Source organism: Pedobacter sp. GW456-11-11-14-TSB4, assembly GCF_059424425.1.
Window position 1 is genome coordinate 176,164 of sequence record NZ_JBWKZK010000005.1, and the last position, 12,302, is coordinate 188,465.

Consider the following 12,302-nt stretch of genomic DNA (forward strand, 5'->3'; position numbering starts at 1 on the left):
TACGTGTTTTGCTGTTTTAGGCAAAAAAAAGCCAGCTTTTTGAGGCTGGCTTTTTCTTATTTATTTTCTATCCAATTTTTAGCGTTTACAAATGCTGCTAACCACGGTGAAACCTCGTCTTTACGGCCATTTGGATAATTTGCCCAATGCCATTGGAAAATTGAACGCTCAATATGTGGCATCATTACTAAATGGCGGCCAGTTGTATCGCACATCATGGCTGTATTGTAATCAGAACCATTTGGAGCCGCTGGATAAGTTTCGTAAGCATATTTTGCCACAATATCATATTTATCTTCGGCATAAGGTAAGCTAAATCTTCCTTCACCATGAGAAACCCAAACACCCAAAGTGCTACCAGCTAATGTAGATAACATTATAGATTTGTTTTCAGCAATTGTTAACGAAGTGAAAATACTTTCGTGCTTTCCACTTTTGTTGTGCAACATTTTTGGTTTTTCTTCGTGATCTTTATTAATTAAACCAAGTTCTACAAACAATTGGCACCCGTTGCACACGCCTACAGATAAAGTATCTTCGCGATTAAAGAAATTCTCTAAGGCAACTCTGGCTTTTTCATTGTACATAAACGCACCAGCCCATCCCTTTGCTGATCCTAATACATCTGAGTTAGAAAAACCACCAACTGCACCTATAAATTTAATGTCTTCTAATGTTTCCCTACCCGAAATTAAATCAGTCATGTGCACATCTTTCACATCAAAACCTGCTAAATACATTGCATTGGCCAATTCACGTTCAGAGTTGCTTCCTTTCTCGCGAATAATTGCCGCTTTTGGTCTAGGTTTAGTTTGATCAATAACTGGTTTTTTACCATCAAAATGATTTGGGAAAGTGTAATTTAAAGGCTGATTTTTATAATTGTCAAAACGTTCTTTTGCTAAGCCATTTCTAGTTTGTTTGCTATCTAACAAATAAGAAGTTTTGAACCAAACATCACGCAAGTGATCAATGTCAAAGTTAAAAGCATCATTAGCGTTTTTAATTTCTAGCGTAGCTGATGGTGTAACACTTCCTATTTTATAAAAAGCTACATGATTTAAAGTAAGTGTATGTTCTATTGATGGGTCTGCTTGAAATACGACACCTACATTTTCTGAGAATAATAATTTAAGGCTGTCAGCTTCGCCTAAAGCTGTTAAATCTAATTGGGCGCCTAAGTTGCGATCAGCAAAACACATTTCTAGCAATGTAGTAATTAAACCACCACTGCCTATATCATGTCCTGCTTGTATTTGTTCTTCCTTTATTAATTGTTGGATGATGTTGAAAGCAGTTTTGAAATTTGCCGCATCTTTAACATCAGGAGTTACGGCACCAATTCTATTTAATATTTGTGCGAAAGAAGAACCGCCAAGTTCGTAATTATCATTAGAAAGGTTGATGTAATAAATTGAGCCACCATTTTTTTGTAAAACAGGCTCAACTACTTTGGTAATATCATTACAATTACCGCCTGCAGAAATAATAACAGTACCTGGAGCAATTACATCACCATCTTTATATTTCTGTTTCATTGATAAGGAATCCTTACCTGTTGGGATATTGATTGCTAAATCTATCGCAAAATCTGAACAAGCTTTAACAGCTTCATATAATCTCGCATCTTCGCCTTCGTTTTTACAAGCCCACATCCAATTTGCCGAAAGTGAAACAGATTTTAATCCATCTTTTAATGGTGCCCAAACAATATTTGTTAAAGCTTCTGCAATGGCAATTCTGCTTCCTGCGCCAGCATCTATTAAAGCAGACAGAGGAGCGTGGCCAACCGAAGTTGCAATTCCTTCCTTTCCGTTAAAATCTAATGCCATTACTCCACAGTTATTTAGTGGTAGTTGTAATGGTCCGGCGCACTGTTGTTTAGCTACTCTACCGCCAACACATCTATCAACTTTGTTGGTAAGCCAATCTTTACATGCAACGGCTTCTAATTGTAAAACCTGCTCTAAATAATTGTTTAATTGGTTTTTATCGTAATCAATAGCTTTATATTTTCTATCGATTTTCTGATCTTCCATTACTACTTTTGGTGAGCTGCCAAACATATCTTCTAACGCAAAATCCATTGGTTTTGCGCCAGTAGTTTCAGATTTAAAAGTAAATCGATGATCGTTAGTTACCTTGCCAACAGTATACATTGGCGAACGCTCACGATCGGCGATTTTTTGTAAAGTCTCAATATGTTCGTTACCGATAACTAAACCCATTCTTTCTTGAGATTCGTTGCCAATAATTTCTTTGGCAGAAAGAGTTGGGTCGCCAACTGGCAGCTTGTCTAAGTTAATTAAACCGCCTGTTTCCTCTACTAATTCTGATAAACAGTTTAAGTGACCACCTGCGCCATGATCGTGGATAGAAACAATACTATTATATTCGCTTTCTACCATGCCACGAACCGCATTTGCTGCACGTTTTTGCATTTCGGGATTTGAGCGTTGTATTGCGTTTAATTCTATGCCTGTTCCGTGTTCGCCAGTATCTGCAGATGAAACGGCAGCGCCACCCATTCCAATTCGATAATTTTCACCACCAAGAATTACAATGTTATCACCTTCTTGTGGTTTTTTCTTTTGTGCTTGACTAGCCTTACCATAACCGATACCACCAGCTAACATGATCACTTTATCGAAACCTAACTTTCTGTCGTTTTCTTCGTGCTCAAATGTTAAAACTGAACCTGTGATTAACGGTTGCCCAAATTTATTACCAAAATCAGTTGCACCATTAGATGCTTTGATTAAGATATCCATTGGCGTTTGGTACAACCATTTTCTTTCTTCAACACCATTTTCCCAAGCTCTGCCTTCTTCTAAACGAGAAAGTGCAGTCATGTAAACAGCCGTTCCTGCTAACGGCAAAGAACCTTGTCCACCAGCTAAACGATCTCTAATTTCGCCTCCAGAACCAGTAGCCGCTCCATTAAAAGGCTCAACAGTAGTAGGGAAATTGTGTGTTTCGGCTTTTAATGAAATTACCGATTCGAAATCGCTTGTAGTGTAATATTCTGGTACATCGGCACGTTTTGGTGCAAATTGTTGTACAACAGGGCCTTTAATAAAAGCAACATTGTCTTTATAAGCAGAAACAATATCATTCGGGTTTGCCTCTGATGTTTTGCGAATTAACTTGAATAGGGAAGTAGGTTGTTCTTCGCCATCGATTACAAATTTGCCGTTAAAAATTTTATGTCTACAATGTTCAGAGTTAACCTGCGAAAAGCCGAAAACTTCTGAATCTGTTAATGGACGATTTAATTTTGTGGCTAATGAATTTAAATAATCAACTTCTTCATCACTTAAAGATAAACCTTCTTGTTTATTGTAAGCAGCAATGTCTGTAACCTCAATAATTGCTTCTGGTTTAATGTTAATGGTAAAAACATCTTGCCCAATGTTTTCATATTTCTGAGATAACATTGGATCATAGCCAGAAAAATCTGCATCAACTTTTTTAAACTCTTCAATTCTGATGATATCTTGGATATCCATGTTTTGGGTGATTTCTACCGCATTGGTGCTCCAAGGTGTAATCATAGCTGCACGAGGGCCAACAAAAAAACCGCTTAACGCAGCTTCTGTTTGTAATTTGGCACCGCCGAATAACCATTCTAATTTTGTAACGTTTGCAGTGGATAGGGATTTTTCTGTTTGTAAAACAAAAACTGCATTGGATTGGCTTAAGAAGAAGTGAATCATGCCCGCAAATTTAACGTTTTTAATTTAATGAGCGAATGAATTAATTACAGAATTATTGATTTTTGAGCAAGATAATTTTAAGAATTGGAGAGATAATTCGCAAATTGCGTGATATATTCATCAATTCAATTTTTCAGCTATTCAATCGTTAATCTTATGTTTAATCGTATTCATCACATTGCCATAATTTGTAGTAATTACGAAGTCTCGAAAAAATTTTATGTAGATAAATTAGGTTTTGAGGTTATGGCCGAGGTATATCGCGAAGAACGAAAATCATGGAAATTAGATTTGGCTGTAAATGGAGTTTATCAAATTGAATTGTTTTCTTTTCCGGAACCAACGGCTCGCCCATCAAGACCAGAAGCAGCGGGTTTAAGGCATTTGGCTTTTGAAGTTGATGCTATCGAAAATGTGATTAATGAATTAAACTCAAAAGGAATAGAGACAGAACCCATAAGAATTGATGAATTTACAGGAAAGAAATTTACTTTTTTTACCGATCCTGATGGTCTACCATTAGAATTGTATCAAGCATAAGTGATACAACTCTTAAAATCTCTACATGCTTTGTGTCTTTGTGGTTAAAAAAAATCTATGAAAAACATTTTCAAATTCAAGCAATTCGAGGTAGACCAAACTAATTGCGCCATGAAAATAAATACAGATGGTGTATTGCTTGCTGCTTTGGTTAAAAGTGAAAACCCTAAAAGGATTTTAGATATTGGTACAGGAACGGGAGTTTTGGCTTTAATGATGGCTCAGCGTTTTAATTCAGCTAAAATAGAAGCTGTTGAAATAGATGAATTAGCCTCAGCAACTGCTGGAAGTAATTTTCAATTATCTGTTTTTAGTAAACAGTTGTCGGTTCACAATATAGCAATAGAACAATATAACAATCCTCTTAAATTTGACTTGATCATAAGCAACCCTCCATTTTTTGTAAACGATTTGAAAAATACAGAAGAGAAGAAGGGGATTGCAAGGCATGCCAGTGAACAGTTTTTTGAGGATGTGATTAAAAAGGTTGATGTTCTTTTAAGCATCGATGGAAGCTTTTGGTTCATTTTGCCTCCGAAACAAGCAGAGTTTATGATCGATAAAGCGAAGGAGCGCCAGTTGTTTGCGCATAAAATTGTTTTTCTTCATTCAGACAAAACTAAACCTGCATTTAGATATATTGTTTGTTTAGGTAGAACTGATAATGATTATATAAAAGAGCGATTTTATATTTATGAGTCGGAAAAAATATATACCAAAGCTTATAAAGAGTTATTGAAAGATTTCTTTTTAGGCTATTAGCCTATTTGCGTAATGCAACTTAAGCTATTAGCATTAGCTTGGGTTTTTTAAACGGGATTGCAGCGACATCCTTTTGCATGATGAGCGACGCGAATAGTGCAAAAGATATAGCGTAAAGCCCGACTTACTCATAAAGGGCTATTGCCATTGCTTTACCCCTAATTAAATTTGAAAATGTTATGAAAAAGATAGGCTTACTTTCTGATACACACAGTTTTTTAGATGATGCAGTTTTTAAATACTTTGATGAGTGCGATGAAATTTGGCATGCTGGTGATTTTGGAGCCGGTGTTGCTAAACCTTTGGCTAATTTTAAGCCATTGAGAGGTGTGTACGGAAACATTGATGGTAAAGAAATAAGGGCTGAATATCCTGAGCATTTAAGATTTAATTGCGAAAATGTTGATGTCTGGATGACGCACATAGGCGGTTATCCTAATCACTACGCACCTGCTGTAAAAAATGAAATCTACACTAAGCCTCCGATGCTGTTTATTAGTGGGCACTCGCATATTTTAAAAGTTATTTACGACGAGAAAATAAAATGTTTGCATATAAACCCCGGTGCTGCTGGAAAACACGGATGGCATAAAGTAAGAACTTTAATAAGATTTTGCATTTCGGAAGAAAAAATACATACCTTAGATGCCATAGAATTAGCTAATAGATAACGTAAAAAGTACACTAAGTAGATTATGGCAGGAATAAAAACACTCGGACAGTTTATTATAGAAAAGCAATTGGATTTTCCTTATGCAAAAGGTGAGCTCTCGAGGTTGTTGAGAGACATTGGAATTGCTTCTAAAATTGTAAATAGAGAGGTAAATAAAGCTGGCTTAGTAGATATTTTAGGCGATGCTGGTTCTACAAACATACAGGGTGAAGAACAGAAAAAGCTCGATATGTATGCAAATGAGCAATTTATATCTGCCTTAACCAGCGGTGGTGAGTGTTGTATTGTAGCAACAGAAGAGGAGGACGAGTTTGTGCCTATCGACTCGCCGGTTTCTAAGAATGCAAAATATATTGTGTGTATAGATCCCTTAGATGGGTCATCTAATATTGATGTGAATGTGGCAGTTGGTACTATATTTTCAATTTATAGGCGTAAATCTGTAGATGGAAATGCCACTTTAGCTGATGTTTTGCAGAAAGGTACGGATCAAGTAGCTGCAGGTTACGTAATTTATGGATCATCAACCATGTTGGTGTATACTACCGGCAAAGGTGTTAATGGTTTTACGTTAGATCCGTCGATAGGAGAGTTTTGCTTATCGCATCCTAACATGAAGATACCTGAAGATGGCATTATTTATTCGATTAACGAGGGTAATTACGTTCACTTTCCTGATGGAGTTAAAAAGTATTTGAAATATGCTCAGGTAGAGGATTTGGCTACACAAAGGCCATATACATCGAGGTACATTGGTTCGATGGTTGCAGATATACATCGTAACTTGATCAAAGGCGGTATCTATATTTATCCAACAACTGCCGCTTCACCTAACGGGAAGTTAAGGCTTTTGTATGAGTGCAACCCGATGGCCTTTATTATAGAACAAGCTGGCGGTGTGGCTTCTGATGGTTTTAACAGAATTTTAGATATTGTGCCCACTGAATTACACCAGCGGACTTCGATATTTATTGGTTCGCCTAAAATGGTGAAACTGGCTGAAGATCTGATGGCTGAGTTTTCGCCTAATAGCAATACGAATGTGCAAAATACAGCTGAAAAATTGGCTGAATTAGGTGTTGTTGGCGGTATTGACTAATATAAATTGCTTATAAGTTTGCTTTATTTTAGGATATTGAATTTGCTATAGTACCTTTGCAAAAAAAAATTATAGGATGAAAAAAGAAGAATGTAAAGCTTTGGCCTATGTTGTTAAGACTTTAACAAAGGCGATTGCAGATTCGAAAGTAGAACAAAAATCAGTAAATGAATATACCGTTAGAGATGGAAATGATGAGATACATTTAAAACAAGATACAGATTCTGATCAAATTATAATTTTAGATAAAAGGAATATTATTTTTAGCGAAGATTTGTTGGAAACCTTTCAGGATATACATGAAACGGTTAAGGGAGATGCAGCATTAAAAGATTTGTTGAAGCATACCACTATCATTATTAATGGTGTGGATATTGAAACCGATTTTGTTTTTCAGGCTGTTAAGGATTTTTTAGACCAGGTAAGCAATAGTTATGAGTTTGTGCAAACTGTAGAAACTGATGTTACTAAAATTGGTGCTGGTTTTAAGTTTGGTAAACATATATTTAGGTTAAATATTACCAACGATACCGATAAAGTTTCTTTAGAACCAAGGTTTGTTAAAACATTTGATGCTGGGATACAGAAAACAATTACTGATGATATAAACAAAGTAGAGCTAGCGGTAAATAAAATGTTTAAAGGGGCTTAAGGATTATAGAATAAAATTAAAAATTGAAAGGTCCAAATGAAAAGTTGGGCCTTTTTTATAACAAGTTATTTTGTTGTTTTTTTTCTGCTTCAAAAAAAACATCTATTGCTAGGGCGCTTTTGTTTTGTGAAGCAGCCACGGCCAATCTATCACAACGTTCATTTTCAGGATGATCATTATGGCCTTTGATCCAAATAAATTTGATGTGATGAAGTTTGTGTAAAGCCAAGTACTGGATCCAGAGATCTTTGTTTTTTTTGTCTTTAAACCCTTTTTTTACCCAACCAAATACCCATCCTTTTTCAACAGAATCTACCACATATTTAGAATCTGAGTATATGGTAACTTGTTGGCCTGGATTTTTAAGTGCTTTAAGTCCTTCGATAACAGCCAGCAATTCCATTCTGTTATTAGTGGTCATCCTAAAACCGCCACTCAATTCTTTTTCATAAACTCCCGAGCGTAAAACCACACCATAACCACCTGGTCCGGGGTTTCCACTTGCTGCACCGTCTGTGTAAATTTGTATCATAAAGCTAGCAAAGCTAAGTTTTTAAGGTTATAAATTTATTTTTTGCTCTACTTATTAGATAACATGTTATTTAAAGTAGTTGGTTTATAATGGCTTAAAAAAAAATGCATTAAATTTTTAATAAAAATTTGATAAGGATGTTAAAAGTAGTACTTTTGTAGCTCTGAAAAAACACGGTGGTTGTAGCTCAGTTGGTTAGAGTATTGGTTTGTGGTGCCGAGGGTCGTGGGTTCGAGCCCCATCAGCCACCCCGTACGGGGCAAGAGATTTTTAATAGTCTTTTGCCCCTTTTTATTGCCTTCTAATTTCTTGTTTATCAAGTAGATACGTTGATCCCCAATCAGCCTTCTCTTATCATTAATTGGAGGATATCTGTAAAGTGGCCACCTATTTTTTTTCAAAGTGGCCACTTTTTTCGGTTTAAAGTTGTTAGTAAATTTCGGTGTAAAGTGTTCAATCGACTGATTTTAAAGGTTTTTAAGGTTTGTTGGGTTTGGTTTGGGTGTTCGTCTTCGGCTGGATTACAATCTTTTGTCCAGCACTCTAAAACAGCGCATAATGACTTATATAAAGTTGATTTTATAAAAGGCTCTTGGGTCGAGATAAATCGAGTCTAAAAATGGCTTTTGCGTAGCAAAAGACAGGCCTGATGGCTTGCTATATTCAAATTCTCAATAGGAAAATGCGAGAATGGCTTATCAGAGAAATCTACTGCTAGCTGTGTACAGTTTGGAACGAAATAGAGTGGCAACTTTTGCCGGAATACACATGTTAATAGCTAGTGTACGAGTACTTAGTGATTTTTCTAACATGCGCTCTGCCAAAAGTCAGTCACGGACTTTTTAAGTGCGTTTCGCTTGGTAAGTCACTTTGAGCTGGAAGGCTTCATTTGTCATTTTCCATCTAATGTAGCTGGCCTGGAGAAATTCCGTATTTCTTTTTAAAGGTAAATGAAAAGTGTGAGAGGTCTTCAAAACCGACTTCCAAGTAGATTTCGGTCGGTTTTCTCTTTTTCTCGGCCAGGTGATAATAGGCCAGCTCCAGTCTTTTATCGGTCAACCATTTTTGCGGGGTGGTATTGAACAGTTTTTTAAAGTCCCTGTTGAAGGTTGATAGGCTTCGGCCTGTCAGGTAACCCAGTTTTTCCATTGACATGTTGAACATAAAGTTGCGCTGCATAAAATCAATGAGATCAATCTTGCCTGGAGCATCAAAGTTGACAAGAATACTGTCTACACTTAGGTCGATTAGGCGCAGGATGTTTATCGCCTCTTCGATTTTAAGGCTGGCAATGCTTTCCGGAAATTCACTGTCCAGATCAAAATAGGGGATCAGTGATGCTAGGCAGCTTTCCAGTAGGGGGTGGTTGCTGAAATGGTAGATTTTCTGCCGGGTCTCTGTCTTGTTTTTATATCCGGTTTTTTCATAAAACTTCCTAAGCCTTTCGGTTGATAGATGCATCACCACCGTCTTATGCGGCAATCCGTTTTTGGGATAGTTGATGATCGTGGCCAGTTCGTTTCTTGGGATCAGAAAAATGTCCCCTGTCTTGAAACTGAAGGTAGATTCTGCCTGTATGATCTTTGTTTCCCCGGAGATGAACCATACCAGCATGTGATCGTCAAACATCAGGTCGGATTTGAACAGCTTGTCCTCGTAGCTTGAAAGCTTGATGTCCTTGGTCAGATATTTGGATATATGTTCCATTGGGATAAAGTTATTGGTTTTTCGTTAGATTCTATTAGATACACTGGCTACCATCGATCAGGTACTCCGAACCGGTGATAAAAGAGGCCTGATCACCTGCAAGGAAGGCAACCAGTCTGGCCACTTCCTCCGCTTTTCCGAACCTGGACAGGGGAATGGTACTGATCATGTGCTCTTCCAGGGACCGGTTCAGTCCGATCTTCCCCATTATTTCTGTTGCGACCGGACCTGGACTGACGGAATTGACCCTGATCTTGCGGCCGGAAAGTTCCAGCGCCGCAATTTTCATGACCTCATTCAATGCTGCCTTGCTCGCTGCATAAACCGAAGTCCGGGCAGGGGAGATGTGTGCGGAGGTCGAGGAAAGCAAAATCACAGATCCATTGTCGTTTAAGATGGGGACAAACCTGCTCAGTGTAAAATAGGCACCCTTGAAGTTGACGTTCATCACCTCGTCGAAGACGGCCTCTTCCATGTGCTCGATCAACGAGAATTTACTGACCTCCGCATTGACCAGCAGGATGTCGATCTTGCCGAAGCGCCCGGCAAAAGCTTCCGCCAGCGCTTGGATATCATGTAGGCTACACTGATCAGCAACAAGCCCGGTAACGCCAATTTCAGCTGCGGCCTTTTCCACTGCATCTTTTCTCCTGCCGGTGATGATGACCTGTGCACCGTTTTCTTTGAGCTGTTTTGCAGCGGCATAGCCGATGCCACGTTACCGCCTGTAATCAGAGCGGTTTTCCCTTTTAAGTTTTTCATGGCCTAGTTTAAATTGAATGTAATTCCTGTCATTTCCTCGGTCAAGTCCCATAATTTTTTGGCGCTGGTTTCGTCCAGCTAATAGTCCATTACGCCGCTTTGATGCAGTTTAGCGCTTGTCTGAATGGACGGGTCTTCTGATAGCAATGCAGCTATATCGGCATCTTCGCAGTAAACCCCGCCGATGTTGTTAAGCATCGGACTGGTCGCGGCCCAAACGGAAGTTGCCGCACCTTGTGGAATGGTTTTCAGGCTGGCCAGTATTTCCGGGCGCATATTCCCGTTGTCATCAAAAAAGCCCATCTGTTTGAACAGTTCGCTATCTGCGTCCCTGGCGAGTTCGGTTCCCGCAATTGACCCGGGATGCAGGGAGTATGCCCTTACCTGATGCGCTTTTGCGCGGTTATCCAGTTCCACGGTAAAAAGGTTGCTGGCTGTTTTTGACTGCCCGTAGCCAACAAGCGTCTGGTATTCCCTGTGCTCAAAGTTTGGATCCTCGAAATTAAATGGTGAGATGTGGTGTCCCATTGAGGACACATTGACAACTCTTGCACCATTGGCGTCTTTTAATGCTGGCCATAATCTAGCCACCAGTTGGAACTGTCCAAGGTAATTGGTGGATAGCTGTGATTCGAAACCGCGGCTATCCCTTTTTAGCGGCACCCACATGATTCCTGCATTGTTAATGAGCAAGTGTAACGGTCTGCCTGATTCCAGGAATTTTTTAGCGAAAGCATTAATGGTTTCGGGCCTGGCGAGATCCATGTTCTCAATTTCGACGTTTGGGATGCCCTGGAGGTTTTTTCTTGCCTTTTCGATATCCCTCGCTGGTACGATAACGGTTGCGCCAGCTGTGGACAGTACCTTCGTGGTTTCCAGACCGATCCCAGCGTTACCACCGGTGACGATGGCTATCTTTCCTGTAAGGTCTATGCCCTTGATGACTTCTGTTGCTGCTGAGCTAGCGCTAAAACCTGAACCTAGTGGGTGTTGTAAGGCGCCTTGATAGTTGTTCTTTTCCATTTTGTTTTTGATTAAATGTTGTATGACAAATCTAGGGAGACGAGCCAAGGCAGGTTTTGTTTAGCGTGTCAATTTGCTTTGTTTAAAAAGTCAGAGTTTTTGTTGTGGGTATCTGTTTTATGATAAAAAGGGATTATGAAAATCATGGCAATTATTATATCTATGAAATCACTCCAAAAAGGCATGCACACAGACCTTCGTGTAAAACTGAAGGGAACTGAAAACCGACATTTAATGGTCAGGTTGTGATTGTTTTCTCAAGGCTGGAAGACATAAAAACTGAAATCGCTGTAAGAAGCAATAAATTTCCTGATGGTCAAACAGGCCTTCCCTATATTTTTCGGAAGATGAGGTTGAAAAAACCCTAAATGCTATTTGATTGGAATATTCCCATAATTTTTTTACTCCAAAAAAAGATCACTTTTATTTTGAAACGTCCTGATTTATTTATTCCTGGTAGCTATTAATCTTATGTAATCAGAATTTTATTCTGTTCTATTGTATATATGGCTGGGCTTACAAAATAATTATTTGTAAATACAATAAACATTGTTTTAATTTGTGCTACTAGGTCTATAGATTTAATATACTTTAAATTATGAAACAGATATCATCTCTAAATCATCAACGTCAAAAATGGCGATTGGTCTCCGCTCATCCCGATCAGAATACGCTCTCAAAATTCTCTATGTGTAGTTGTTCCATGTGTAGCAGCATCGGTAAACACTACTAGTCCCAGCAGTTATTCTACTGCCAAATCAATCTTAGTTTGTCTTTCTATAGACCCGTTTTTCCGGGTATTGGAAGATTTATGTCCAAAAATTCCTAAAAAGTAA

General features: G+C 38.4%; 10 protein-coding genes and 1 tRNA gene. 6 read left to right on the plus strand and 5 right to left on the minus strand.

The genetic code is table 11. The features are described 5' to 3' along the window. Positions 1–56 precede the first annotated feature (56 nt). Positions 57–3,716: a phosphoribosylformylglycinamidine synthase gene (gene purL, locus AC07XU_RS16600; protein WP_494944755.1), complete on the minus strand. Its 3,660-nt coding sequence runs from the start codon at positions 3,714–3,716 to the stop codon at positions 57–59. A 156-nt stretch (positions 3,717–3,872) separates the two neighbouring features. Here purL and gloA2 point away from each other — a divergent pair, with 156 nt between their 5' ends. The 5 genes from gloA2 to AC07XU_RS16625 all read left to right on the plus strand — a co-directional run bounded on the left by gloA2 (position 3,873) and on the right by AC07XU_RS16625 (position 7,442). Then, positions 3,873–4,256, plus strand: a complete 384-nt coding sequence (gene gloA2 / locus AC07XU_RS16605) for an SMU1112c/YaeR family gloxylase I-like metalloprotein (protein ID WP_494944756.1) — start codon at positions 3,873–3,875, stop codon at positions 4,254–4,256. Between the two features lie 57 nt (positions 4,257–4,313). Continuing rightward, positions 4,314–5,018, plus strand: coding sequence for a tRNA1(Val) (adenine(37)-N6)-methyltransferase (locus AC07XU_RS16610; protein ID WP_494944757.1), 705 nt, complete (start codon positions 4,314–4,316; stop codon positions 5,016–5,018). 179 nt (positions 5,019–5,197) lie between these two features. Next, complete coding sequence (locus AC07XU_RS16615; RefSeq protein WP_494944758.1) at positions 5,198–5,689, plus strand: metallophosphoesterase family protein; 492 nt, start codon at positions 5,198–5,200, stop codon at positions 5,687–5,689. A 24-nt stretch (positions 5,690–5,713) separates the two neighbouring features. After that, on the plus strand, positions 5,714–6,790 hold the full coding sequence (gene fbp, locus AC07XU_RS16620) for a class 1 fructose-bisphosphatase (protein ID WP_494944759.1): 1,077 nt from the start codon (positions 5,714–5,716) through the stop codon (positions 6,788–6,790). Positions 6,791–6,866: 76 nt separating this feature from the next. Then, a complete protein-coding gene (locus tag AC07XU_RS16625; RefSeq protein ID WP_494944760.1) occupies positions 6,867–7,442 on the plus strand; it encodes a hypothetical protein in 576 nt (191 codons plus the stop codon). Positions 7,443–7,497: 55 nt separating this feature from the next. On the opposite strand, the gene rnhA is transcribed toward AC07XU_RS16625, so the two are convergent. Next, positions 7,498–7,974, minus strand: coding sequence for a ribonuclease HI (gene rnhA / locus AC07XU_RS16630; protein ID WP_494944761.1), 477 nt, complete (start codon positions 7,972–7,974; stop codon positions 7,498–7,500). Between the two features lie 176 nt (positions 7,975–8,150). On the opposite strand from rnhA, the gene AC07XU_RS16635 reads away from it, so the two are divergent. Then, positions 8,151–8,224: transfer RNA gene (locus AC07XU_RS16635), tRNA-His, on the plus strand. Between the two features lie 653 nt (positions 8,225–8,877). Here AC07XU_RS16635 and AC07XU_RS16640 read toward each other — a convergent pair. The 3 genes from AC07XU_RS16640 to AC07XU_RS16650 all read right to left on the minus strand — a co-directional run bounded on the left by AC07XU_RS16640 (position 8,878) and on the right by AC07XU_RS16650 (position 11,466). Further along, positions 8,878–9,681 carry a helix-turn-helix domain-containing protein gene (locus AC07XU_RS16640; protein WP_494944762.1) on the minus strand — a complete coding sequence of 268 codons (804 nt, stop codon included), beginning with the start codon at positions 9,679–9,681 and terminating at the stop codon, positions 8,878–8,880. Positions 9,682–9,715: 34 nt separating this feature from the next. Continuing rightward, the gene (locus AC07XU_RS16645) at positions 9,716–10,393 is read right to left on the minus strand and encodes an SDR family oxidoreductase (RefSeq protein ID WP_494944793.1); all 678 of its coding nucleotides are present in this window, start codon (positions 10,391–10,393) and stop codon (positions 9,716–9,718) included. A 128-nt stretch (positions 10,394–10,521) separates the two neighbouring features. Beyond that, positions 10,522–11,466 (minus strand): SDR family NAD(P)-dependent oxidoreductase, encoded by a 945-nt coding sequence (locus AC07XU_RS16650; protein ID WP_494944763.1) that lies wholly within the window; start codon positions 11,464–11,466, stop codon positions 10,522–10,524. Positions 11,467–12,302: the final 836 nt, after the last annotated feature.